At 36.1% G+C, this 26,034-nt stretch carries 17 protein-coding genes; 2 read left to right on the top strand and 15 right to left on the bottom strand.

Annotated features, from left to right (window positions below):
* Nucleotides 1-60: 60 nt before the first annotated feature.
* From IAE52_RS04835 to IAE52_RS04785, 11 genes are all read right to left on the bottom strand, one after another.
* Nucleotides 61-942: an ROK family protein gene (locus IAE52_RS04835; RefSeq protein WP_109991064.1), complete on the bottom strand. Its 882-nt coding sequence runs from the start codon at nucleotides 940-942 to the stop codon at nucleotides 61-63.
* Nucleotides 943-978: 36 nt separating this feature from the next.
* Nucleotides 979-2,406, bottom strand: coding sequence for a glycoside hydrolase family 1 protein (locus tag IAE52_RS04830; protein ID WP_109991065.1), 1,428 nt, complete (start codon nucleotides 2,404-2,406; stop codon nucleotides 979-981).
* 29 nt (nucleotides 2,407-2,435) lie between these two features.
* Nucleotides 2,436-3,044 (bottom strand): YesL family protein, encoded by a 609-nt coding sequence (locus IAE52_RS04825; protein ID WP_012898106.1) that lies wholly within the window; start codon nucleotides 3,042-3,044, stop codon nucleotides 2,436-2,438.
* Nucleotides 3,045-3,158: 114 nt separating this feature from the next.
* Nucleotides 3,159-5,930, bottom strand: coding sequence for a discoidin domain-containing protein (locus tag IAE52_RS04820; protein ID WP_109991066.1), 2,772 nt, complete (start codon nucleotides 5,928-5,930; stop codon nucleotides 3,159-3,161).
* 21 nt (nucleotides 5,931-5,951) lie between these two features.
* Complete coding sequence (locus tag IAE52_RS04815) at nucleotides 5,952-7,544, bottom strand: alpha-glucosidase (protein WP_233610948.1); 1,593 nt, start codon at nucleotides 7,542-7,544, stop codon at nucleotides 5,952-5,954.
* A complete protein-coding gene (locus IAE52_RS04810) occupies nucleotides 7,534-8,511 on the bottom strand; it encodes a family 20 glycosylhydrolase (RefSeq protein WP_109991067.1) in 978 nt (325 codons plus the stop codon). Before IAE52_RS04810 ends, IAE52_RS04815 begins: the two co-directional genes overlap by 11 nt.
* A 77-nt stretch (nucleotides 8,512-8,588) precedes the next feature.
* Nucleotides 8,589-10,040: an ABC transporter substrate-binding protein gene (locus IAE52_RS04805; RefSeq protein WP_033900975.1), complete on the bottom strand. Its 1,452-nt coding sequence runs from the start codon at nucleotides 10,038-10,040 to the stop codon at nucleotides 8,589-8,591.
* Nucleotides 10,041-10,142: 102 nt separating this feature from the next.
* The gene (locus tag IAE52_RS04800; RefSeq protein WP_003130090.1) at nucleotides 10,143-11,063 is read right to left on the bottom strand and encodes a carbohydrate ABC transporter permease; all 921 of its coding nucleotides are present in this window, start codon (nucleotides 11,061-11,063) and stop codon (nucleotides 10,143-10,145) included.
* 55 nt (nucleotides 11,064-11,118) lie between these two features.
* Nucleotides 11,119-12,051, bottom strand: coding sequence for a sugar ABC transporter permease (locus tag IAE52_RS04795; protein ID WP_003130089.1), 933 nt, complete (start codon nucleotides 12,049-12,051; stop codon nucleotides 11,119-11,121).
* On the bottom strand, nucleotides 12,048-14,735 hold the full coding sequence (locus tag IAE52_RS04790; protein WP_187398398.1) for an alpha-mannosidase: 2,688 nt from the start codon (nucleotides 14,733-14,735) through the stop codon (nucleotides 12,048-12,050). The genes IAE52_RS04795 and IAE52_RS04790 overlap by 4 nt, the downstream gene beginning before the upstream one ends.
* A gap of 34 nt (nucleotides 14,736-14,769) precedes the next feature.
* Nucleotides 14,770-16,029, bottom strand: coding sequence for a glycoside hydrolase family 125 protein (locus tag IAE52_RS04785; protein WP_187398593.1), 1,260 nt, complete (start codon nucleotides 16,027-16,029; stop codon nucleotides 14,770-14,772).
* 274 nt (nucleotides 16,030-16,303) lie between these two features.
* Here IAE52_RS04785 and IAE52_RS04780 point away from each other — a divergent pair, with 274 nt between their 5' ends.
* Together IAE52_RS04780 and IAE52_RS04775 are read left to right on the top strand one after the other, a co-directional pair.
* The gene (locus tag IAE52_RS04780) at nucleotides 16,304-17,341 is read left to right on the top strand and encodes a LacI family DNA-binding transcriptional regulator (protein ID WP_017864709.1); all 1,038 of its coding nucleotides are present in this window, start codon (nucleotides 16,304-16,306) and stop codon (nucleotides 17,339-17,341) included.
* Nucleotides 17,338-19,512, top strand: a complete 2,175-nt coding sequence (locus IAE52_RS04775; protein ID WP_109991069.1) for a GH92 family glycosyl hydrolase — start codon at nucleotides 17,338-17,340, stop codon at nucleotides 19,510-19,512. The genes IAE52_RS04780 and IAE52_RS04775 overlap by 4 nt, the downstream gene beginning before the upstream one ends.
* 72 nt (nucleotides 19,513-19,584) lie before the next feature.
* Here the strand turns inward: IAE52_RS04775 and IAE52_RS04770 are convergent, their stop codons facing one another.
* From IAE52_RS04770 to IAE52_RS04755, 4 genes are all read right to left on the bottom strand, one after another.
* The gene (locus tag IAE52_RS04770) at nucleotides 19,585-22,053 is read right to left on the bottom strand and encodes a phosphoketolase (RefSeq protein WP_109991070.1); all 2,469 of its coding nucleotides are present in this window, start codon (nucleotides 22,051-22,053) and stop codon (nucleotides 19,585-19,587) included.
* Between the two features lie 84 nt (nucleotides 22,054-22,137).
* Nucleotides 22,138-23,511, bottom strand: a complete 1,374-nt coding sequence (locus tag IAE52_RS04765; protein WP_015426662.1) for a sugar porter family MFS transporter — start codon at nucleotides 23,509-23,511, stop codon at nucleotides 22,138-22,140.
* Nucleotides 23,512-23,679: 168 nt separating this feature from the next.
* Nucleotides 23,680-24,282 carry a sugar O-acetyltransferase gene (locus tag IAE52_RS04760; protein WP_033900988.1) on the bottom strand — a complete coding sequence of 201 codons (603 nt, stop codon included), beginning with the start codon at nucleotides 24,280-24,282 and terminating at the stop codon, nucleotides 23,680-23,682.
* 59 nt (nucleotides 24,283-24,341) lie between these two features.
* A complete protein-coding gene (locus IAE52_RS04755) occupies nucleotides 24,342-26,021 on the bottom strand; it encodes a glycoside hydrolase family 43 protein (protein ID WP_033900991.1) in 1,680 nt (559 codons plus the stop codon).
* Nucleotides 26,022-26,034: the final 13 nt, after the last annotated feature.

Genomic DNA, 26,034 nt, shown 5'->3' with positions numbered 1-26,034 from the left:
ATAGTATTAGTGAAGGAATTTTCTGTCAGTAAAAAATATTACTGACAGAAAACTTCTAGCTTATTTGTCAGTCTTATTTGCGTAAGTTTGTGAAAAATCTACCGCTGCACCAATTAAGTTGGCAGAATTTCTGAATTCACAAGTTACAATTTCTGGCATAAAAGTCGCTACTTCAATAATTTCCATGATTTTTTGAAGTTGTTTTTGTAGTTCTGGAATTAACCATTTAGCTTGGGAAACTCCTCCTCCAATAATCACTAATTCTGGATCAAAAGAATAAGTCAGATTAAAAATTCCTTTTGCGACATTGTATAGAAAAATATCTTTTTCTTCATTAGCTATTTCATCACCATTAAAGGCTTTTTCAAAAATTTCGATGGCATCAAGAGCTTCTCCCGTGCGTTTATTATAGCGCTCAGCCATTCTAATCGTTGTTCCTAATGTTGAAAACGAATGTTCATCATCCATGAGCATAAAGCCAAATTCACCGCCAAAAAGATGTTTCCCATGATGGACTTTCCCATTCATAACAACAGAACCGCCAACACCTGTTCCAAGCACAAGGAGCAAAACATCTGACAAACCTTTTGCCGCACCAAATTTCACTTCGGCAAGCGCTGCACAATTGGCATCATTTTCGATAGAAACAGGTAATCCAAATCGTTTTTCTAGTTCAGCATGAATATCAAATTCATGAATATAAGGGAGAGCACTTGCTCCTTCAATGACACCAGTCGCTTTATTTACTGCTCCTGGAGAACTAATTGCAACACCACAAACATCAGAATTTTCCTTAAATTGTTCAACGATTGCTGTCAGTGATTGATAAAATTGATCCAGATTATCAGGAGTTCCGAAAGCACCTTCTTCTCCTAATTTTCCGTCAGCAAATCTTGCATATTTAATGCTTGTTCCACCAATATCTATTGTTAATAATGACATATTTCTCCTCCAAATTTTCTTATATTTTAACAGAAATCATTGATTGTATTTTTCTAAAATTGAATCTGGAACTTGTAAAAGTGATGAGTCTGTTAAATTTTTATACCAATAAGCTGATTTTTTTAAAGTTTTCACTTGGGTATGGATATTCAAACTAATCAAACCATAACGATTTTTGTATGAATTACGCCAACTCCAGCAATCAATTGGTGTCCAAACATGGTAACCAAAACAATTTGAGCCTTCTTGAATCGCTTTATGGAGCCAAAAAAGATGTTCTGTTGTAAAGGTGATTCGATAATCATCTTGGATTTGGCCCTCTTCATCTTTGAAACGCTCTTCATTTTCTACGCCCATCCCATTTTCAGAAATAAACCAAGGAATATTCCCATAATCTTCTTGAATTCGCTTGGCAATTTCGTAAATGGTTTGTGGATGTATCTCCCAACCTCTGTCAGCATTCATCCGCACCCCACGTTTATTGAATGATGCGTAATATTTGTCGGGACGCCAATCTTGAGCCAAACTATCACTAGAATATTCAGGTTCTTGTACTCGGCTCGGATGGTAGTAATTAACTCCCAAAAGGTCCACTTTATTTTCCTTAATTCGTTTCAAATCTTCTGCTTCCGACTGCCACAAAACATTTTCTTTTTGTAAAAGGCTGACTAACTCTTCTGGAAATTCTCCCTTTATTGATGCATCTAAAAAGAGGCGATTTTGCCAAAGGTCTGCCATTTCTGCTGCTTTTAAATCTTCGATTTTTTCAGTTGCTGGATAGGACGGAGTCAAATTTAAAATGATTCCAATTCGTCCTTCAGGATTTTTATTGATTTTTCGGTATTGTTCAATCGCAAGAGATGAGGCGAGTTGCAAATGATAAGCCACTTGAACAGCTTTTTTCCCATCAACAATATCAGGGTAATGGAAACCTAATAGATAAGCACACTCAACGACAACCATAGGCTCATTAAAAGTAAACCAATCACTCACTCGGTCGCTGAATTCAGCAAAACATTTTGCTGCAAAACCTGCATATAAATCAACGACATGACGACTTTCCCAGCCTCCATATGTTTTTAAAAGTTCAACTGGTAAATCAAAATGATTTAAATTAATCATCGGACGAATCCCTTGCGCAATAAATTCATTAATTACAGCATTATAGAAATCAACCGCTTTTTCATTGACCGTATTCTTTTCTAGGTCGTCAATCAAACGCGACCATTGAATACTTGTCCTTATTGATTTTAGACCGGCAGCCTTCATTAATTTTATATCTTCTCGAAAGTCATTGAAAAAATTACTGGCTGTATCAGGTCCAATTCCGCCCCAAAATCGTTCTTGATAATGGTCAAAATCATAATCAAAAACATTGTCATGCTGCTTTTTAAAACGTCCTTCAGTTTGTGGCCCACTCGTTGCTGCTCCCCACAAAAAATTTTCTTGGAATTTTAATTCCATTTTCTACTCCTCTCAATAACTCTTCATTTTTACTCTGCTAACTGTTCTTCAACTTTCAAACGCCAAGTTTTTGTCACACTTAAAGAATAAACTTGTAAAAGGCCAATCAAACCAAAGAGAATCATGCCTTTAAATTGCCAAGTCAAAACAAAGATAAGGACAATCCCAAATAAAAGTTTTAGATAGGTTTTAAAACTAATAAAATTTGAAATAAAGCTCATTTTTAATAAGTTTCCAAAACTTATTTCAAATTGACTATCAAAAATCATTGTATATTCAAAAGCGGTCATAAGATAAGTTAAACCAAAGAATAGAATGAAATCAATCACCAAGAAAAGTAAACCTTGGATTTGTACTGAAAGATATAAATTATAAGCGAGCAAAAGACTCAAAGAGGTATAGAGCCAAAAAATAATATTTGCTCTTAAAAAGTCTCGCTTGAAAATTTGATAAGCCTGTTTCACTGAGATTGACTTATAGTCAAAACCATGTTCCAAATACAACTCTGTTACCACTTTAAAGGCAGGACCAAGTCCTAAAACAAACAGCCCTGTGAGCGCTAAGAGCCAAAATATCAAGGTCAATTTAACAACGACCCAAATTCGAATAAAGAATTCTTCTAGTGCTTTTCCAATCATTTTTCTATAACTTTCTAACTTTTATTACTTCATTATAACACTTTTCCAATGAAATGTTAGGGTTTTCATGATAGCCTTTTCTTTGCTTTTATGGCAAACTTTTACAGCCCTTTGTCAGTTATTTTTTTGTCCTAATACTTGTATTTCATATAAACGAACAGCGGTATCTGCTCCTTGTGTTGGTTTAATGGCTGTGATCCTAACGTACCGCGCTTCTGTCTGTTTGAAAGAATCTTTGGTTTCCCCCAATTTATTTTTCTTAACGTTGACAACTTCTGTCCAATTTTGATTATCCTTTGAAATCTCAATGGTGTAATCAGAAGTATTCATGTCAGGTGATTCTCCTCCTTTTTGAGCATGGTCAATCAGGACTTGATTGATTTTTTCTGATTTCCCAAGGTCAATTGTAATATTGTGTTTACCCGTGCCAACGGCACACCATTTGGTATTTAATTTTCCATCAACTGCTTTTGGTCCTGATTCAGATTCATTAGTGAAACTGTCTACTTGAACGGATTGATTTAATGCAAAATTTGTTAATTCTACTGGTTGATCAATTACAGTAATCAGTTCAGTTTGAGTGACTGAATCTTCTTGTCCTTTTTCATTGATGACCGTTAATTTGACGGAATAACTCCCTGCTTTATCAAAACTTACTTGAGGATTCTTTTCTGTAGAAGTAGCGGGACTTGCACCGTCAATTTCCCATTTATATTTGACGGAAGCTAGATTAGATTGATTCATTAAAGTTACTTTTTCACCAATCGTAACTAGGGTTTTATCTGCTACAAATGCCGCTTTAGCTAATGAATTATCTGGCCATTTCACAGAGGTCGTAACTGAATGTCCAGATTCTCCAGCCTTATTAATTGGGACAATTTCAAATTTTGTTGAATTGATATTTTTGCCGCGTTTTAAGGCATTAACAAAGAAGGCATTGATATTGCTTGCTCCTAAAAATTCTTTACTTCCATCATCATTCAACTGATAGATTTCATAAGTAGAAAGATTATTTTTAGTTGCATCTGATTTCCAAGAAAGTCTAAAACCACCTACTGTTCCTTCTTCTTCAAAAGCTTCATCAGTTACTTTTGCATCCGAAAGTACGATTGGAGCGACTTTTTGACCAGTGGTCAAAGTCATTTCTCCTAGATTAATGGCTTTAAAATCCATTGCTTGATCAGATTTTATGCTTAAACCGATTTTTTTGATTGTTTGACCTTCATATTTCTTAACATCAAAACTTATTTCTGACCAATTCTCAGTCAGGCTTTTATCTCCTGTAATGCTAACTTTTTGACCATTTGCTAGTTCTAAGATTGCAGAAACTTTAAGCGCTTGGTCTGAGCGCATACTAACAGAGAATTTTGCTCCCTTATCAATTTTCAAATCACTAGCAAACAATGTGATGTTTGAGCTTTTCCTTGCATCTAAATGTTCAGCCATAAATTTCAGTGAATTTCCACCGTTATAAGCATTTGCAAAGTCGAAGCTTGGACTTATTTTATTTTTTCCTTCGTTGTCAATAATCCAGCGGTAAGATGGTAAAATACCTGCTAAACTGCGGTCGTTCCAATCCATTTCTGAGATTTTTTGACCAGCTTTAAAATAGTTATAACCATTTCCTAAATTAAAATTAGTATTAAATTCATTACCGCTTATTGCTGATTTTTCCAGAACATATTTGGAAAGTCCTGTCCATGATTCATTAACAGAGTGATCAACTTGACGAGGGTCTGCTTTTTGATTGACCCAGAATGCTGATTCACGATTTTGAAAATCATCCCAATTACTTGCGTTAGTGTAGGTAGCGCTTGCTGCATAGAGTCCAATTGATGTTTGAGTGGCTTGATTTCCTTTTTCTAAAAGGTTCCATTTAACTGGAGTTTGGACGTCTTTCGCTTGCACATCTATTCCGGCATAAATATTATAAGGGTCAATATTGTGATTTTTAGCATAGAGATTCGATTTTTCAAGTAATTTTTGGTCGGCCAAATTATTTTGAGTCCACCAGAAATTTAAAAACATCGCGTCTGCTGCTTTATCTTGTACAAATGTCGCATTTTGGTCATTTAACTGATTTTGCCAATCCACTTTTCCATCTTTAGTCATGGCATCATACCAAATGATTTGAAGACTAGAATCTTCTTTTTTCACCTGTTGAATCAAGGCTTTCATGTTAGCTGCATCGTCAGCATTTAGCCCTTGGGTTTCTTCATTGATAAACCATCCCTCAAATCCATAAGTCTTGGCAACCTTAACCATTTGACTGGCAAATGGATATTGTCCTTGCTCATCTTTTTTGAGCATTGTTTTGACCCAATCTACTTTTCCACCGTATTCTTTAGGCGGTAAGAAAATTGTTCCAAGTACCGGAACACCATTGCTGTGTGCTTCATCAATAACATCTGCTGACGGAGTTACAATTATTCCTTCACCAGATGAGCCACCCCAATAAACCAGTGTGTCAATGTATTGCCAATAATCAAAAGTATAGCTCTCAAATTTTGTTGTGCCTCGCGAAGGATTTCCAGAAGTTTGTGAGTTCATCATCGATAAGGCGACAATTTTTGTCTTTTTGTTCTGATTTTGATTGGATGGACTTAGTTTATCAGGAGAAATTCTTTTGGTAAGTGGCACTCGGGATTGATTGTAAACTAAATCTTTGTCATTTTCCGCTGACCATTCTAGAAATTTATCAGGCATCCAATAAGATGAAATGGGAGCATTCTTACTTTGGTAATCTGGAATTGCTTCTGCTGTCACTTTATAATTAGCTTTCACATGTTTTGCTGAAGTTCCAAAACAAGCTGTCAGTAAAGTTGCAGATGCCAAAATTCCTGTAGAAAGGCATATTCTAATAAAAAATTTTTTCGATTTTTTCATAAAATCCTCCAATAAAATTTATTAATCAAGATTTTTTATTTCTAAAGCAAAAGCTTGCCAAGGTTGAATTTCTATGTCTGTCAGTAAATCTGGAAAGCTGTCATTACTGATGATTTCATTTTTTTTGACAAAAGAACTTTCAAAACGTTGGCTTGAATTTGATAAATTGGCGACCACCAGAAAAGTTCTTGTTGTCGTTTTTCTCAAGTATGCGAAGATTTCGTCAGCACTTTCAAGTAATTCAAAATCTGCTTCTATCAGCCAATTTTCTTGGTGACGAAGTTTGATTAACTTTTGATAAGTATAAAATACAGAGTTAGAATCACTGACAGCTTGGTCAGCATTTATTATCTTAGTATTAGGATTGATAGAAAGCCAAGGTTTCCCTTTTGTAAAACCAGCTTTCTCATCACTGGTCCATTGCATCGGCGTCCTAGCATTATCACGACTCATTTCTCGCAAAACTTTGATAATTTCTTCTTCTGACTGTCCTTCTTTTTTTCTGTCAGTAAAATATTCATGTGATTCTACGTCATTTATTGCTGACAGATTTTCAAAAGGAAAATTGGTCATTCCTAATTCTTCGCCTTGATAAATAAAAGGAGTGCCACGCATCAAATGAAAGAGAATTGCAAAAGCTTTGGCTGATTTTTCTCTATATGTCCCCCCATCTCCCCAAAAAGAGACAATTCGTGGCAAATCGTGATTGCCTAGAAAAAGAGAATTCCATGCTTCATTTGGCGTCAATTTCTGCCAAGCGGTCATTGCTTCTTTTAGCTTTGGAACATTTAAGGGGAGCTTTTTCCATTTGTCCCCGTTTCCTGCTGATGTCAATAGATGCCAGAAACCAAAAACCATTGAAAGTTCATGACGAGTGGGGCCACTATATAACTTTGCTAATTCTGGTGAACTTGACCAAGCTTCACCAACAGTGAGATAGTCCTTTTTACCAAAAGTTGCTAAATTCATCTCTTTTAGATAATCATGCAGTTTTGGACCATTAACCGTGATTTCTTGATCTGTTTTTTTTCCAATCAAATCAATGACATCTAATCTAAAACCAGAAATTCCCTTAGCCAACCAAAAATTCATCATCTTATGAATTTCCTTACGCACTTCTTCATTTTCCCAATCCAAGTCAGGCTGCTGTGGACTAAAAAGATGAAAATAATATTGTTGAGTGCTTGAGTCATAAGTCCAATTTTTAAATTCTCCAATCGGTTGATCCCGCCAAATATAAAAATCTCTTCTCAGATTATTTTTAGATTTTTTGGATTCTTTAAACCACAAATGTTGGTCAGATGTATGATTGACAACCAAGTCCATAATGACACGAATATTAAGTTGCTTTGCTTTTTCTATGAGCGCTTCAAAATCAGCCATTGTTCCAAAAAGTGGGTCAATTTTATAGTAATCACTAATGTCATAACCATTATCAACCATCGGGGATTGATAAATCGGAGATAGCCAAATACCATCCACTCCTAGTTTTTCAAGATAAGTTAATTTCTCTATTATTCCATTGATGTCACCAATTCCGTCATCATTTGAATCCTTAAATGACCGGGGATAAATTTGATAAATGACTGCTTTTTTCCACCAATTATTCATCATTTCCTCCATAAATTTTCATAAATTCCGGAAGTACCTTGCTAAGATCGTCTAAAATTTCACTGACAGACTTAGCTGCAGCATTGTCAGCCCAAATCGAAAAGTAAGTTCCTCTGACAGCTTTCATCTCTTCTTGATTTAAATATTGCTGACCAGAAAATTTTTGAATTTTTCCTTCCCTTTCCAGTTTTTCAGCCGTTGGATAAGAATAGCCTGCTTCTTCACCTAAAACATAATAAAGGTCATTATCACAAAAATTTATTAAGGTATAACCCTTAGTTAACCATTCTTTGACTTCTGCCATCCCTTTGTCCCAGTTTGTCCAATAACAAACCTCCACATTTTTATTCAAAGGAACCAATGACTGAAGGTCTTTTCGTAAAAATCCATCATTCCAAATACGAACTTGTTTTCCTTTTTTCTGCAAATGCTCGGTCAATTGATTAACATAGTCATAATAAAACTCTAAACCACTTGCCTTATTTCCATATTTTTCCCGAGTTTTCTCCACTAAATAAGGATATTTTTCAATTTGCCGAAAATCAATAAATTCATCAGCCCCGATATGAAAAGTATCTGAATCTGGGAAAATATCGACTATCTTATCAATTATTCCCATAATCCAATCAATGACTGCTGGATTAGTAACATCTACCGCTTGTTGATTGCTGTCAGGTAGTGCAAATTCAGGATTTTGCTCTAACAAGGAGCCCATGTGACCTGGACTATCAAAATCAGGAATCAAAGTGATTTCGTGTGTTTTTGCAAATTCTTTCAATTCTTTGAGCATATTTTCTGAATATTTTTTACTGACAGGGCTGTCAGTAAAATTTAGCGCAAATCCTTCATTTTCATTGAGATGAAGTTGTAAATGAGTCAGCTTATGCTCTTGAAGTAAAAGAACTAATCTTTTTAACTCTGCTATTGACCAATATTTTCGTCCAATATCGACTAATAATCCTTTTTCCATAATAATTCCAATAAAATAAGACCTCCAAACTAGTTTCAAAATGAATTTAGAAAGGAGATCTTGGATTTGTTTACCTCTTATTTATTTTTTAGATAAGTATCATATTGACTTTGCATTTCTTTTTGAACTTTATCATAACCTGCTTTTTTCAATTCAGCTTTGAGTTTTGGTAAAGTTTGAACTGGGTCAACAGATCCTGTGTTCAATTGATCTAAATATTGACTCATGACATTTGATAAGTTTGAAATTTCAGATTTCACTTTTGATTGGTCAAAAGTAAAGCCAAGCAATGGTGAAACTTTTGCATCTTTAATTGATTGGTCACGTTTAGTAATCATTTCATTGGTAACCGCATCAGTTGTATAAAGAATGGCATTATTTCCTGTATTCCAAGCAGCCATATGTTTTACACCTTCACTGTATGAAGGAAGTAATTTAATTTTCTTATCACCAGTTTTTTCCCATTGTTGTCCTTCAACACCATAAACTAAACCATTTAAAAGTTCAGCGTCACTATTGATGATTCCAAGTGCTTTAACCGCTTCTTCTTTATGTTTAGAGGTATTTGAAACAACGAAGTTAGCCATACGAGCTTGGTCAGTTGTAATCAATGGATTAGTTACTGCTTTAGATACAAGTGTTTGTCCTGCTGCTTGAGTCAAAATAGTATCGCCGTAATCGTAAGGACCTTGTGTTTCGACACGAGCGAACCAGTTATTTGAATTCAAGTCAAATGCAGTATTTGAAGTAGCTGCATCGGCCGGAATTAAACCTTTAGTATAGTAATCATGCATTTTCTTCAAATTATCAATATAGGCAGGAATGTCATAAACATTTTGGATTTTTTTACCATCCCCTGTTGTATCTACAGCAAATGGCAAACCATTCCCAAGGACATAGTCAACATTACCTGGTGTTTTGAAACCTTGACCAATGGCAAAAGCTGCAACATTAGGATCTTTTTTATGGAATTCTTCAATCACTTTTTCAGCAGAGGCAAATGAATCAACGCCGTCAATTGATAAATTATATTTATCCAAATATTGCTTGTTAAAAGTAATCACTTGTTGAGCATAAATATTACCATTTACAGGATATCCATAAAGTTTTCCATTGATTTTATTTCCCTCAATGTAAGCAGGATTAAGTTCATTATAAGCTTTCTTGGCATATTTAGGGGCTAAATCAGTTAAATCAGCAAAGGCACCTTTAGCGGCATTTGTTGCATAATCTTGGGCAAAAGCAATGTCATAAGCTTCACCAGATGAAACGATGACGTTCATTTTTTGAGCGTAATCTCCCCAACCAATGTAGCTAATATCCAATTTCACACCAGCTTTTTTCTCAAGAATTTTATTAGCGTTAGCCATCAATTCTTTGTAATTGTCTGGCTTATCACCAATCTGGTACATGTGTAAAGTTGTTTTACCAGAACTACTTTTTGACTTCGCAGATGAACCACAAGCCACAAGTGTAAAGGCTGCAAGCACTGATACGGTACCGAGTGCAACTTTTTGATAATTTTTCATTAGAGTATGCTCCTTTAGGGTTTCCCCAATTTTTTTAACTTTATTAATGTTTGCGCTTTCTTTAAGCGTCTAAATTTACTCTGCTAAATAAGCAGAGTCTTCTTATTCTTTAACGCCACCAATGGTTAGACCTTTGACAAAATAACGTTGGAAGAATGGATAACTAATCGCAATTGGTAAAGTTGAAATGATAACAATTGCCATACGTGCTGATTCACCAGGGAGAGCCGCTAAACCTCCGGCAATCTGTGAGCCTGCTCCTGCATTTTGTGTTAAGAATTGTAAGTTGTTTTGAACTTTCATCAGCAAATATTGCAATGGAATCAATTTATCATTTGAGATATAAAGAAGAGCATTAAACCAGTCATTCCAATAACCTAAGGCCGCAAAGAGGGAAATGGTTGCAATCCCAGGTACTGCTAAAGGAAGAACAATTTGAGTGAAAATTCTAAGTTCACTTGCTCCGTCAATTCGGGCAGATTCAATAATTGAATCTGGAACTGAACGTTTAAAGAAAGTTCTCATAACAATGATGTTAAATGGCGAGACAGCCATTGGCAAAATCAAAGCCCAAATTGTATCTTTCAATTGTAGAAGATTAGTCATTACCAAGTAATTCGCAATCATCCCAGGTGAGAATAACATTGTGATTAAACAAAAGATAGTGAAGAATCGACGGAAAGGAAAGTTATTTCTAGAAATCGCATAAGCATAAAGTGAAGTTGCTGTAGAATTAATTGCAGTCCCTAGAACCGTAACAAGTACTGTGACAAACAATGATTGCAACATTTTATCTTTCATTTGGTCAAATAAGAATGTATAAGCATAAAAGCTCCATTCTCGTGGCCAAAAGCTATAACCGAATTGTTGCAAAGCCGATTCTTTTGTCAGCGAAATGGCTAAGACAAAGAGGAAAGGTAAGACACAAGAGATTGCAAAAAGTGCAATGACGATATTAAAAACAAAGTTAACTGGACGATTAAATCCTCGAACAGATAATGAGGCTATTTTTTTCTTTTTCATATATTATTAGCTTTCAAGTTTGATAAAAGGCTTGACCTACTAGCTTCCTCCTTTCTTAGAATAATGCTGAATCACTATCAAGTCTGCGGGCAAAGAAGTTTGTAATCATTAGAAGAATGAATCCTACTACCGATTGATAAAGCGCTGCTGCCGTCGCCATTCCTAAGTCACCAGTGTTAGCTAATCCATTATAGATATAGGTATCAAGGACCTGCGTTACTGGTGTCAAAGCACCTGATTGTCGTGGAACATTATAGAAAAGACCAAAGTCAGCACGGAAAATATTTCCAACGGCTAAGATTGTCAAAATCGTCATCAGTGGAACAACTTGAGGAATGGTAATATTTTTAATCTGTTGCCATTTTGTTGCTCCATCAACCATTGCTGCTTCATAGTAGGTTGGGTTAATTCCCATTACTGTTGCAAAGTAAATAATCGAATTATAACCAATTCCCTTCCAAACTCCAATGAAGAGGATGATGAAGACCCAATATTTTGGTTCTTGATACCAATTGACTGGCATCCCACCATTATGCATAATCATTTGGTTGAAAATCCCTTTGTTTCCTGGTGCCAAGAAGGCATAAACAAAGTAAGAAATAACAACCCATGAAAGGAAATAAGGAAGAAGTGACATCGTTTGATACACTTTTACCAACTTTTTATTTCTTAATTCACTCATGATAATTGCAAAAGCAATAGAAATAATCAAGTTCAGTGTAATAAACCCAACATTATAAAGAACCGTATTTCTTGTGATATCAAAAGCAGCACCGGAAGAAAAGAGGAATTCAAAGTTTTTAAATCCTACCCAAGGACTATTGGTCAAACTGGCCAAAAATCCATCTGGGTCAATATGAAAATCTTTAAAAGCCACCACATTTGCAAATACTGGAATATAAAAGAAGAATATCATCCAAATTGCACCTGGCAGAGCCATAATTATCAGTGCTTTATAGCGCCAAATATTCCGAAAAAATTTTTTCATTGATTTTTCTCCTTAATCAACAAAGTCCGGATTTCGTGAGCTGCAATTTGTGTTTGTGAGTCTGCTTCAATTTCATCTTCGAGTAAATTAAGTAATTTCGCTTCTTCTTCGAGCGCTAAACTTAATGACTGACCAGACATATTGTAGCCTCGTAAAACTAGACCATTATCTGATTCGCGACGTTTCAATGCCGTGATAGCAAATTTATCAGTATCAATTTCTAATATTTTCCCAGCTGACGGTAAAGTTTTTTCTGCTGACGGATTTGTCAGTTCTACCGTTGAAAATGGAACTTGTGCAACATAAGCATGTTGATAAGTTTCATAACGTTCGTAAGCCGGTCCATGAAATTCTAAACTATAGTTAAAAGTATGACGTCCTAAAGTTTGAGCCTCTGGTGTTGGGAAGTAACCCCAATCACCAAGTTCGCCAACTCCTCTAAGTAAAGTTAATGCAATATTTGCACTGTCAGTAATTTCGTATTCATTTAAGCCAAAATTACCAACAGTTAAACCATATTCTTCATTATGAAGATTAACGAAAGCTTGCTGATGCTGTGGATTTGTTGGATTTTCCCAAGTTTCAGGCATAACATTAGGTCTTGTCACTACTTCATAAATACTGTCAGCTTCGTGATTTTCGCTTGTTAATCCCGCTGGGAATAGTACACGAAGTCTGTGATCTTTCATTTGGTTATCAATGCTTGTTTCAAAATCAACTTTTTTTGAATTTTTACGTACAGTGATTTTGCTTGTTACCTCTAAAGGCAAAAGTTTATCAGAACGACCAGCATTACGATAACGGAATTCCAAAACCTTTTTTTGTTCCTCATCCAATAATTCGTCAGCAGATTCAGGAATCATCAGCACTTGTTTAAGCTGAACTTCCGCAATTTCTGCTCTGTCAGTAATAATTGAAAACTCAACAGGACTGTCAGTAGAAAGAATTGGTTTGGTATTTTTAGGTTGGAAATAGATATATTCATTTCCAATATCACCAGTGTCTTCAAAGACAAGCAAATCTTTAAAAACTTTATTGAGCGACTTATCAAAAATACTCAATGTTCCATTATGATTAACTGTCAGTTTCAAACTTTCATTTTCAATAGTTTGACCAGAAATCATACTTTCATTATTATTGACAGAACTGTCAGCATCGTCAGTAAGTACCAAATCAAAACTTTCCCAAGAAAAAGCACTCATTTCATTTAAAAATAATTTCACTTTCACAAATCGTTTCATGTAAGGAACTCGGAAACGATCTTTCGGTAAATCATAATCAAATAAGACTTCTTCTTCACTGATTTCAGCTGGGACTTCTTGACCTTCACGATTGATTACTTTATAAGTTGCCTTGGGCTGTGCCTTTAGTTCATCATAAAGCTTTTCAGGAATTCCTTCTTTAAATAATTTACGCTCAAGAACTACTTCAACTTCAGCCTCACCTGTTTTAGAATGTCCAGCTGTATTAAAAACGACAAAAGGATGTTGGCCTTCAAAGTCAATCACTTTAGCGAGTTCAAATAATGCATCATCAGCAAGATATTTTCCTACTTCATTCGCTTTTTCAAAACGTGTCATCATTTCACGATGAACTTCGTCAACAGAGCAACCACAGATACTATCATGTGGATGATTTTGCATCAAAGTTTTCCAAGCATAAGTCAATTTGTCGTGCGGATACTCTCCTGTCACCCGATAAGCTAAACTGGCGAGAGGTTCTGTAACATTTTCTAACTGACGCTCAACTTTTGTATTCCATTGTTTGAGATAAACTCGACTCGAAGCCGTATTTGCTAAAGTGTACCAGCCATCAGTTTCCTGTGAGGTTAGTTCCCCTGTTACCGTAGATAAGTTTTCAGGCAAATCTGACCTTACAGCTTCTAAATAAGTTGGCCAATTAGAATGAACAAACTCATAATCTGGGAAAAGTTCATTTGCCAAGCGAATCGCTTTGCTCAAATCTTTCTGAACTGGTTGATGATCCACGCCATTCATCATTAAGAGATGTGATGTCGAAGCAAATTTTTCAACATCTGCTAATTTTTGATTCCAAAAGTCAAGTGCTGCTGCTTTTTCAGCAGGAATTTCATTTCCATTTGAATACCAATTGGCAAATAGAATTCCAAGAATTTTTGTCCCATCAGGACCTTCCCACCACATTTCTGAAAATTGTGAACTATAGGCTTCCTCTGATTGTTCCAAAACTTGATTATCAAACCCGATTGGCTTCACTCCTCGACCAAAAGCTGCAGCGTTAAGTCCTGCCGCTTTCATCATTTGTGGCGTTTGCCCCATATTCCCAAAAGTATCAGGGAAATACCCCAATTCAACTGGAGCCCCCCAACGCTCTGATTCTTTACGCCCAACAAGCATATTACGAACGTTTGATTCAGAACTAATGAGGAAATCATCTTGTAAGATATAAAATGGACCAATTTTCAATTTTCCAGCTGAAATCGCTGCTTGTACTTCCTCACGACGCTCGGGGCGTACTTGCAAATAGTCATCTAAAATAATCGTTTGTCCATCCAAATGAAAGCTATCAAACTCAGGATCTTTCTTGAATAAATCAAGTAAATCATCCACTAAATTGACTAAACGCATATGATGTTCTTCATAAGCCATATACCATTCTCGATCCCAATGACTGTGGGAGATGATATGTACCGTTTTCTTTTTCATAAAGCTCTATCTTTCTAAAACTAATCTCATTAACTTATTTTTCAATTCGGATATCAAAATAATCCATAACTAACTCACAAAACATCATATTAGCCCAGCTAAACCATTCTCTAGTGTAATTTTGTGGATTATTGACATCAAATCCTTCATGCATCAAATGTGTTCCAGCGTCTGTTTCGACCAAATGATTTAAGATTCGCTCTTTTTCGCTCTTATCATTTGTAGTCATTCCTTCCATTGCTAAGGCAATTGGCCAGACATAATTTTCTGGTGTATGACTAGAACCAATTCCTCGTGCATATTTTCCTTCATAGTAATAAGGATTTTCTTTACTCAATAAAGTTTGTCGTGTTTTCAAATAAACTTCATCTTCAGCCTGACAAAATCCCAAATATGGAGCTGCAATCAGATTGGGAACATTGCTATCATCCATTAAAGTTTTGTTCCCAAGTCCATCAACATCATAAGCCCAAACTTCTTCGCCTTGTTGATTTTTAGTTTTGGCAAATTTCTCAAGTCCCTCTTGAATTTCATCTCTAAGAATCTCTGCTTCATTTGCAATTTCTTCATTAAATAGAAGCTCAGTAAAAATTTCCTTGATATAATCCAAAATAACAACAGCAAACATATTTGACGGAACCAAATAACCATACTCACAAGCATCATCACTTGGTCTAAACCCTGACCAAGTCATTCCAGTGTAGGCTGTCTTGGCTCCTTTTCCATCTCTTATTAAAGTATCTTCATGTCGCTCAGTATCTCGAACAAAATGGTAGGGAGAATCCTCATGATTTTGTTCTGTTTTAAAAACATTCAAGGTGTTTTTGACTGCTTTGATAAATTCTTCATCAAAATGTTTGGTATAACCTGTATTTTTATAGACTAAGTAAGCGAGTTGAATAGGATAACAAAGGGAGTCAATCTCATACTTTCTTTCCCAAATCCAGCCTTTGTGTTCATTAAAGTTGGTATGGTCTGTCTGATGCCCAGCAAAGTTTTCACTTTCGTTGAAAGCATTAGCATAAGGATCCAGATTAATATATATCATTTGTTTTTTTACTAAACCAACAATCAAATCACGAATTTCTTCATCTTCACGTGCAAGTACCAAATAAGGTCTCATTTGAGCTGTCGAATCTCGTAACCACATTGCTGGAATATCACCTGTTAAAAGAAAGGTAGTCCTGTCATCATGCACTCTTAAAGTAGTTTCAAGTGTGTTTGAGAAAGAATGATTAAAGTTTACAGCCCACTCTTTATGTTCTTCTCCACAAAGAATTGTTATGTCATTCATAAACTTTTTAACAGATTTTGGAATATTTGCTTTCACTGCATCTCCTTTTAAAATTCATTTGATATATCATTTAAGGTTATTTTAATATAAATTTTTATATTTTGCAAGCGCTTTTTTATTAAAATAAGATTAATTATGTTATCTATTTTTATTTTTTCTGAATTTTATAGAGGTAAAAAGCCTATTTTTATCATTTTCACTTGTAAAAGACTTGTTTTTTTATAAAAAAAGAGTAAAATATGATATATCAAATAAAATACAAAGGGATACTTCTATGAGCTTACCACTCTACCAGCAGATTTCCGATGATTTAAAGCAAAAAATTGTCACTAAAACATTTAAATCAGGAGACCAGCTTCCCACTGAAAAAGAACTCTCAGAGACTTATTCAGTTAGCCGCATTACTGCAAAAAGAGCTCTTACTGAATTAGAACAGCTTGGTCTTGTCAGTAGAACACGAGGAAAAGGAACTTTTGTTCAAGAATTAAATAAAAACCATACCAAACTATTAAAAAGAGTGCTCTTTATTATTCCTTTTGAAGGAATGTCATTTGGAGATTTCACACAAGGTTTGGTTCCTGCTTTAAAAGTTGAAAACACAACCGTATTTATCACTTACGCAAGTTACCTTAAAGAAAATACAGCGGATGATATTAAAGAAAATTTTGATGGATTAATTTACTATCCAATGTATACAGAAGATTATCTAGATATCTTATTAGAACTTTCACTACAAAACTTTCCTGTCGTTCTTTTAGATAAACAAATTTACGACCTCGGATTTCCTTGTGTTTCCTCAGATAACTTTAATGGTGGTGAGCAAGCCGCTCAAGCGCTCTTAAATTTAGGGCATAAACGAATTGCTTTTGTGGCTAGTAATGATACCCACCATCCCCAAACAACAAGAAATCGATACTTAGGATATGTCAAAGTTCTAAAAGAACAAGGAATCAAGTTTCACACTACTCTTGATGACTCACTTTATACCGAAAGTTCTGTTTTGGAACTTATTCATAATGAAAAAGTCACAGGACTTATCTGTGAAAATGACTTAGTCGCTCTTCAAACTATGAAGACTTTGCAAGATAACCATTTTTCTGTTCCAAATGATATATCAATTATTGGTTTTGATGATATTCAAGCAGCAAGCTTATCAAATCCGCCATTAACAACCATTGCTCAAGATTTCATTGGCATGGGAAGAATCGCTGGCGAACTGCTTTTAGACTGGATTAAAAGCGGGCAAACCCCCAAAGATGTCAAAGTTCCAATCAATTTAATTAAAAGAAAAACAACTGAGGAGTTGAAATGAAGATAAACAAAATTGATACCCGTCATGGTACTGCTAACCAATCCACTTTTTCACATGGGAATTGCCTTCCTTACACTGGTTTTCCTTGGGGAATGAATTATTTTGCCCCTTCAACCGGTGCTGCTCGTGGAGCTTGGTGGTTTCATCCAGAAGACCGTACCTTTGAAGGCTACCGAATCACTCACCAACCCAGTCCTTGGATGGGAGATTTCTCACATTTGACAATGACGCCTGTTGCAGGTCCTTTGCCTGAAACTTCCTTGTGGCACACAGTGAGTTCATACCGTCCAGAAGAATCAACTTTTAATCCAACGCAACTCAAAATTACTCAATTACGTTATCAGATTACATCTCAGTTAATTCCATCAATGTATGGTGGAATTCTATCAATGAATTATCAAAATTTAGGCCTCAAAGATAATGGCTTGATGCTTCATCTCCCCGGTTCTTATGAACTTCAACAACTTGACGATTACAGCTTAGAGCTTTCAATTATTAATTTTGCTGGTTGTGAAGATGAAAATTTTACTTTTTATCTCAAATTTACTGCTGACCAACCTTTTGTTTTAAGCGGAAATTTATCTGATGAAGATTCTTCCGTTCGCTTAGATTTCAAAGCAGCCAAGCAGGCTCAAATACATTTTGCTACTTCTTTTATTTCCAAGGAACAAGCCGCTCTTAATCTGGAGCGTGAACAAGATAATTCAGCAGAAACATATTTGGAAAATGCTGAATCAGCTTGGAATAACCTTTTTTCACGTATCGAAATTGAGCATCATAATCAACAAGAAGTTTCCACTTTCTATCACAATCTTTATCGCTCATTTCTCTTTCCACAAACTTTTTATGAATTTGACCAAGAGCATCAAAAAATCCATTACGATACAAGCTCTAAAACTGTCAAGAAAGGCCCGCTCTATACAAACAATGGCTTCTGGGATACTTTCCGAACAGTTTATCCGCTTTATAGTCTAATAGCCGTTGACGAGTACGGTGATATGCTCGAAGGTTTCCTAAATTCTTATCGTGCGACTGGTTTTCTTCCAAAATGGCTTTCTCCTGATGAACGTGGTCTAATGCCCGGTACCTTGATAGACGCTGTCATTGCTGATGCTGCAAGCAAAAACATTCGTCCTGATTTGATGCCCGAGTTTTTGGAAGCAATGAAAAAAGGAGCCACAAGTCAATCTGAAAACTCTAATTACGGCCGTCGTGGCACAAAAGATTATCTAAAACTTGGTTATGTTCCGCTCACTCACCATGAATCAGTTAATCACACTTTAGATTACGCATTTTCTGATTATTGTATTTCTCAAGTGGCGAAACAAACCGGTGACAAAGAAATTTCAGACTTCTATGCCCATCAAGCAAAAAACTATCAAAATATTTTTGATTCTGAAACTGGTTTTATGCGAGCAAAAGATGCTGACGGAAATTTCAGAGCTGACTTTTTAGATATTCGTTGGGGTCGTGATTATGCAGAAGGTTCTGCTTGGCAGACTTCTTGGTCAGTTCTTCATGATTTTGCTGGATTGATTAAACTACATGGCTCAAGAGAAAATTTTGAAAACAAACTCATCGAGCTTTGCAACCAACGACCAAATTTCAATGTTGAAGGATACGGTTTTGAAATTCACGAAATGAGTGAAATGGCTGCTATCGAATTTGGACAAGTGGCTATCTCAAATCAACCAAGTTTCCATTACCCATACCTTTTTAGCTACATTGGTAAACCTTGGATGGCTACGCCTTTAATCAAAAATTTACTGACAGAAACATTTAATGATAGTCCGAAGGGCTATCCTGGTGACGAAGATAATGGAACAATGGCAGCTTGGTATATTTTTTCAAGCTTAGGATTCTATCCAGTCACGGCTGCTTCTAATCAATATGTATTAGGAATTCCACTTTGGGACAAAGCTAGAATCAACCTTTCCTCTGGTCAGCAACTTATTATTCTTGCAGAACCAAATGCTCCGCAACAAGTTTTCGTCAACCAAATCACATTTACTGACAAAAAAGTCAATGATACTTTTATCAAGCACGAAGAATTGATAAAAGGCGGAACCCTAAAATTTGATTTAGGAATCGTACCAAATCCACTTAAATATACGAACGAACAACTTCCTTATTCACTGACAGAAAATTCATTACTGACAGACCAGACCTAATCATTCTGTCAGTAAAAAAACACGCTTGATTGATTAAAATCAGCGTGTTTTTTTTATTTTATAAATTTAAGCCTATTTCTTTAAATCAGACCAAACCCATTCAGTAAACTCAGGAATATCAACTCCTTCATTTCTTGTCACTTCAAAGTGTTTAACTAGTGTCCGTTCCATTCGGTCAATGAAAGCTTTCGCTAGACCTTGATTAACTTTTCGGTTGACATAAAGAACTTGCATGGCATCAATCGCTTGGTGGAAACGGTCAAGCTCAGAGTAAACCCGCATATCATAAGTCGTCGTGATGTCACCATCTTCACGGTAACCATGAACAATCAAACCATCGTGTCCTCTTTGATAGAAAATGGATTCGATTAAATCTTCATACCCATGGAATCCAAAAATTACTGGTGTGCCTGAAGGGCCAAAGTATTTTTCAAATTCTTCATCTGAGAGTTCACGTTCTTGGTTTAGAGCGCCTTTTTTCTTTTGTAAGCGACCTAATTCAACCACATTTACATAACGGAATTTTGCCTGTGGGAAAACTTCGTTTATAAGATGTAAAGCTGCCAGTGTTTCAATTGTAGGCTCAGCACCTGCTGAGGCAAAAACCAAATCTACTGCTTCTCCATCTTTAGCCGTTGAAGCCCAATCAATTGTTGCAATTCCGTCAGTCGCCAATTTTTCAGCTTCTTCTTTAGTAAACCATTGTTGACGAGGTTGTTTAGAGGCTACAATATGATTAATTTTACTTCTATCTTGAAAAGCACGGTCAAATACGGCAAGCAAAGTATTCCCATCAGCCGGCAAGTATTGTCTGATAAAATCAGATTTCTTTTCAGCCAAATGAGTCAACATTCCAGGATCTTGGTGAGTATAACCGTTATGGTCTTGTTGGAAAACAGTTGAAGTCGAAATAACATTAAGCGAAGGATAATCATGGCGCCATTTTTGGTCTGCTGCTTGACGAATCCATTTGAAATGTTGAGTTAACATTGAATCCACGACTCGCAAGAATGATTCATAACTTGCAAATACTCCTGTACGTCCAGTTAAAGTATAACCTTCAAGCCAACCTTCTGCCTGGTGTTCTGATAATTGAGAATCAATAATGCGACCCTCAGGTGAGATAAATTCATCATTTGGATTTTTTATGACTTGCATCCATTGACGATTCGTCACCTTAAACATTTCCCAAAAACGATTAGACATGGTTTCATCAGGACCAAACAAACGGAAACGCGTAGGATTAAGTTTGACTATTTCAGCAAAATATTTTGACAAAACATTCATATCCATATTGTCATTTGTATCAGGGAGTAATTTTCCTCGATTATTTTCAGAAATTGGATTTGCAAATTCTTGCCAATCTGGTAAAACCAAATTAGAAGAATCAACTCCCCCATTTGTTACAGGGTTTGAAGCCATTCGCATCTCACCTTTTGGTGCAAAATCACGCAACTCTTCTTTCAAACTTCCATCAGCATTAAATAAAGTTTCTGGTTGGTAAGAAGTCATCCATTTTACAAATTCTGGTAAAGTTCCCATATTTTTAGAAGATAACGGAAGTGGAACTTGATGCGCACGGAAACTATGTTCAATCGGCATTCCCTTACCGTCAAATTTAGGACCTGACCAATCATTATAACGTGGACCACCCCAACCTTTTGGTAAACGTGCGATAACAATTGGCCAAGCTGGAATCTCTCCATTTTGATAACGATTATCTTCACGCGCATCTTTCTGAATTTGATGAATGTCTTCAATCGCTTTATCAAAAACTTCAGCTGCTAATTTATGATAAGCCACGTAATCATGAATATCATCATTTTCAATATAACGAGGTGAGTAACCCAGTCCTTCAAAGAATTTACGAATATCAACATCTGAAGTTCGAGCGAACAAAGTAGGATTTGAAATTTTAAAACCATTTAAATCAAGAATTGGTAAAATTGCCCCGTCATTCTTAGGATTAATGAATTTAATAGAGTGCCAACTTGTCATCAACGGTCCAGTTTCAGCTTCTCCATCCCCAACAACAGCAAAAGCAATCTGTTCAGGTTGATCAAGAATAGCCCCTGTTGCATGTGATAGCACATAACCCAACTCACCTCCTTCATGAAGTGAACCAGGGGTTTGTGCTGTCATATGCGACCCTATCCCTCCAGGAAATGAGAAACGTTTAAACAAACGTGACATTCCTTCCAAATCTTGAGTAATCTCTGGATAAGCTTCTGTATATGAGCCATCAAGATAAGAAGGAACAACCATAGCTTGTCCACCATGTCCGGGGCCACCCATGTAAAACATCTTTTGATTATATTTATTGATTAGACGATTGGCATGAGCATAGAGGAAAGTTTGTCCTGAAACCGTCCCCCAGTGCCCAATAGGATTGGCTTTAAGGTTTTCCGCTTTAATTGGAGTACCTGTCACAGAGAACAAAGGATTTTCTTTCAAGAAGATCATTCCTGCTCCAAGATAAGTTGCTGCTCGCCACCATTTATCAAGCTTTTTCAAATAAGCTTCTGAATTATATTCTGTCATTTTTTCCTCCTGATTTTCTTTCATTATAGGTCAATTATGCTTGATATTCTAATAATTTGTTCATATATCCACTAGGAAACATTGCTACTCTTCTTCTAAATGATGCACACGATGCAGTAATTCTGCTTCGATTTGTTCGAGTGTTTTGCCTCTTGTTTCAATAACTTTTTTACTAGTAAACCAAATTGAGAGGAAACAACAAGCCGCATAAATCAGGAAAATTTTACCTGTTCCAAAAAATGATAATAATGGTAAGAATGTTAATGACACCACCCAGTTAGCAGCCCAGTTGACAGCAGCACCAAATGAATTTCCTAAGCCACGGATTTTAAGTGGGAAAGATTCACCAATCATCACCCACATTACTGGTCCCCATGTTGCTGAGAAGAAGGCAATATATACCGTTAAAGCAATAACTGCTAAATATTTACCAAAGCCAATATGAGCATTTTCTGCTAAAATCATCCCTACTGACATCAATACTAGAGAAATTCCCATTCCCCAAGCACCAAAATTGAGCATCCACCGACGATTAACTTTATCCATTACTCTCATAGCAATATAAGTTACAATAACATTGAAAATACCAATCCCAATATGAGCAAGTAAAGCTGCGCTTGCCCCAAATCCTACCGCAACAAAAATTGATGGTGCAAAGTATAATACTGTATTACAGCCCATAACCTGTTGAAAAATTGCCAGACCAATTGCCATAATCAAAACTGGACGTGACATTTGACCAAATAATTCTTGTAAGCCACCTTGTTTTTCTTCCTTAGCCATCAATTGAATATCAGAAATTTCTGCTTCAATCGAGTTTGGATCGTCATTTATCATCCCTAATATTTCACGGGCACCTGCTTCATTATCATGACGAACAAGAAATCTTGGAGATTCTGGCAAAAAGAGTCCACCGATGAAAAGAAGGGCTGCTGGAACAGTGGCCAAACCAAGCATCCAATGCCAATTTCCTGAAACTCCTTTTAAAGCATAGTTTGAGATATAGGCTAATAAAATCCCAGTCATAATCATCAATTGAAACATAGTTGAAACTCCACCACGAATTTTAGCGGGTGAAAGTTCTGATAAATAAGTCGGCACCAAAGCTGAAGCTGACCCAACAGCCATCCCGAGAATAACCCGAGAGATGATTAGTAACTCAGCACTATTTGAAAGTCCTGAACCTAAAGCTCCAACAAAAAAGATGACCGCTGACAAAAGTAACAGACGTTTCCGACCAAAACGGTCACTCATTGGTCCAATCACGACCGCGCCAATTACAGCTCCCATTAAAACTGCCGCTGTAATCCATCCTTCCATCCAAGCCCAAGAACTCACCTGCCAGCTCTCTTTTTCAATAAAAAGTAGTGCTCCCGATATGACGCCTGTGTCATATCCAAATAATAAGCCACCTAAAGCACCAAAAAAATAGATGAAAGTGGGAGAAAGTTTTCTCATGATAGTAACTCCTTAATTTTTATTTGCAAGTCTTCTTGCCTTTTTTACTACCCACAAATGATACCGCTTTCCACACATACTTTCTTGTAATCCTTGATATTTTAAAATGGAAATGTTGCTCATAATAAAGCTAAAAACTACTCTTATGTAAGAGGAGTTTTTATGAGTTTATTTATTTCTTATCAACCGTGCCGGATTTCCAGCAATCATGCAGTGGCTAGGAAATGATTTGGTCACCACAGAGCCAGCACCAACGACAACATCATCTCCTATAGAAACTCCAGGCAAAAGAATCACTGAACCGCCAAGCCAACAATCATTACCAATTACTATTGGCCCATCATATTGCCAGCCTTCACGTCTTAAAAACACATCCCTGGCATGATGATTAGGTGTAAATAATTGACAATTTGGTCCAATAAAACAGTTTTTCCCAATCTTAACCTTACCCGCACTAATAATCTGAAGTCCACTATTAATAAAAGTATTTTCTCCGACTTTAAAACGATTGGGATATTCCAAAGCAATTATTGGAAAATATATTTCTGAACTTTGAGGTAAATTTGGAAGAAAATCCTCCAAGAGTTTTCTTGCTTCATCAATATTTTCTTTTGCCTTATCATTAATTTCAGAAATTTTTTGACTAGAATTTTTGACTATTTTTTGTAGTTCTACTTCTTTGCTATATTGGTACCAATCACCATTATTTATTTTATCAAAAATAGATAGCTTTGCTAAACGTAATTTTTCTACTTCATCTAACATTCTCATCGACTTTTTCCTTTACTAAAAATCCCTTACTACAAATAATGTAGGTAAGGGATTGTAGACTAATCAAATCTTGATTCACTTGCTTTCCAAGTATAAGAACCGTCTGGTAAGACCTTGTCTCCTAATTCTTTATAGTCAAAGTTATAAAATTCTGCAACTCTATCATATCCAGAATAATCAACGGCAGCAAGCCCGACAAATGCTCCAGTGAAGAATCCGCCATAAGTTTGTAAAACATAATCATCTGAAAGGACAGCCGCATCTAAGACTACAGGAATTTCTATGAATTTTTTGCCGTCAAAACTATATTCATAAGAATATGATTCTTTACGGACTTTAGTGCGGAACCAAACATATTCAGTTCCGTCAGGAATTTTAATGGCATTATCTTTTAAATAAGAAGTATAGTTTCCTCTGTTATTTTCAGCCACTTCAATGACAGCTCCATTGACTTCATTCCATGTGATAAAGACGAAAGACCAATGGCGGTCATTATAATAGTTGGTTAATCCAGCCATTTGTTGGTAAGAAAATGGGTCAAATTTTACTTTGACTTCTGCATCAAAATAGAAAGCTTGCCAACGTCTAGCAATCAAAGATAAATCAAAATTATTTGCCAAAGAGCCCTGACCAATCAATGTTAACTTGCCATTTCCAACTGAACCCATTTTCTCAGTAAATGGGACACGTAATGTATTCCAGTTAATATCCAAAGTAGAACTTGCAAAATCGTCTTTTTGACTGTGGTCAGCAGGTGCATTAGTCTGAATTGCATCTTTTGGTCCTTCGACAAAAGTTGTCCCGCCATGACCACCAACAATACGTGGCCAACCTTCTTCGTCCCATTCCACTTTTTGGATAGAAGTTTCACGACCTAAAGAGCTCCAACCACGAGGGTCTGTACTTGATTCATTTTTATGATTCCATGGTCGAGCGCATAAGGAAGCATAATACCACTCACCTTTGGGTGTAGATACAAGACCTCCGTGTCCTTGTTTTTGAATATAATGATTAGGAGTATCGAAGTTTGTAATAAATGGATCGCTGGGTTCAGTTTCAAAAGATAAAGTATCCAATGTTTTAGAGCGAGCCACGACTTCTTGGTGCGTAAAGACTGTTCCACCTTGAGCCGCAAAAAGATAATAATAATCATTAATTTGGTAGAGATGTGGACCTTCAACCAATTTGACATTTGTACCATTGTAAATCGTTTTAGCTGTTTTAGGTTGTAGTTTCATTGTTGTCACATCAAACTCAGTCAATGTGATTCCGTCAAATGGATGCTTGTATTCACGATGATCCCATGTTTGTTGAACTAAGTATTTCCGTCCGTCTTTATCATGGAAAAGTGAAGCGTCAAAGCCAAGACCATTGAGCTTGATTGGATCTGTCCATGGTCCTTTGATGTCTGTAGCTGTTGTTAAATAATTGGTCATATCTTTGAAAGCACCATTGACAACCTTAACATCTGTATAAACAAGCCAAAATTTACCATCAGCATAGGATAAATCAGGGGCCCAGATCCCACCTGAAGCTGAGTTTCCTCTCATATCCAACAAAGTGGTTGTTGACAATGGACTTGGAAGTAGGTTCCAATGTTCTAAATCTTTTGATTCGTGCAAACGAACACCAGGGAACCATTCAAAAGTGGAGTTCGCGATGTAATAAGTATCTTCTACGCGAATAATGCTTGGGTCTGCATTAAAGCCGGGAAGAATTGGGTTTTGAATAAGTGACATGATTTTGTCTCCT

The organism is Lactococcus sp. S47, assembly GCF_016517475.1.
GTDB lineage: Bacteria > Bacillota > Bacilli > Lactobacillales > Streptococcaceae > Lactococcus > Lactococcus lactis.
The sequence above is the reverse complement of the archived record's forward strand: the minus strand, read 5'-3'. Positions and strand labels throughout refer to the sequence as shown.

Excerpts from the sequence above, each read along its gene's own strand:
- IAE52_RS04835 (WP_109991064.1), bottom strand. The coding sequence starts at position 942 with ATGTCATTATTAACAATAGATATTGGTGGAACAAGCATTAAATATGCA.
- IAE52_RS04830 (WP_109991065.1), bottom strand. The coding sequence starts at position 2,406 with ATGGAATTAAAATTCCAAGAAAATTTTTTGTGGGGAGCAGCAACGAGT.
- IAE52_RS04825 (WP_012898106.1), bottom strand. The coding sequence starts at position 3,044 with ATGATTGGAAAAGCACTAGAAGAATTCTTTATTCGAATTTGGGTCGTT.
- IAE52_RS04820 (WP_109991066.1), bottom strand. The coding sequence starts at position 5,930 with ATGAAAAAATCGAAAAAATTTTTTATTAGAATATGCCTTTCTACAGGA.
- IAE52_RS04815 (WP_233610948.1), bottom strand. The coding sequence starts at position 7,544 with ATGATGAATAATTGGTGGAAAAAAGCAGTCATTTATCAAATTTATCCC.
- IAE52_RS04810 (WP_109991067.1), bottom strand. The coding sequence starts at position 8,511 with ATGGAAAAAGGATTATTAGTCGATATTGGACGAAAATATTGGTCAATA.
- IAE52_RS04805 (WP_033900975.1), bottom strand. The coding sequence starts at position 10,040 with ATGAAAAATTATCAAAAAGTTGCACTCGGTACCGTATCAGTGCTTGCA.
- IAE52_RS04800 (WP_003130090.1), bottom strand. The coding sequence starts at position 11,063 with ATGAAAAAGAAAAAAATAGCCTCATTATCTGTTCGAGGATTTAATCGT.
- IAE52_RS04795 (WP_003130089.1), bottom strand. The coding sequence starts at position 12,051 with ATGAAAAAATTTTTTCGGAATATTTGGCGCTATAAAGCACTGATAATT.
- IAE52_RS04790 (WP_187398398.1), bottom strand. The coding sequence starts at position 14,735 with ATGAAAAAGAAAACGGTACATATCATCTCCCACAGTCATTGGGATCGA.
- IAE52_RS04785 (WP_187398593.1), bottom strand. The coding sequence starts at position 16,029 with ATGAATGACATAACAATTCTTTGTGGAGAAGAACATAAAGAGTGGGCT.
- IAE52_RS04780 (WP_017864709.1), top strand. The coding sequence starts at position 16,304 with ATGAGCTTACCACTCTACCAGCAGATTTCCGATGATTTAAAGCAAAAA.
- IAE52_RS04775 (WP_109991069.1), top strand. The coding sequence starts at position 17,338 with ATGAAGATAAACAAAATTGATACCCGTCATGGTACTGCTAACCAATCC.
- IAE52_RS04770 (WP_109991070.1), bottom strand. The coding sequence starts at position 22,053 with ATGACAGAATATAATTCAGAAGCTTATTTGAAAAAGCTTGATAAATGG.
- IAE52_RS04765 (WP_015426662.1), bottom strand. The coding sequence starts at position 23,511 with ATGAGAAAACTTTCTCCCACTTTCATCTATTTTTTTGGTGCTTTAGGT.
- IAE52_RS04760 (WP_033900988.1), bottom strand. The coding sequence starts at position 24,282 with ATGAGAATGTTAGATGAAGTAGAAAAATTACGTTTAGCAAAGCTATCT.
- IAE52_RS04755 (WP_033900991.1), bottom strand. The coding sequence starts at position 26,021 with ATGTCACTTATTCAAAACCCAATTCTTCCCGGCTTTAATGCAGACCCA.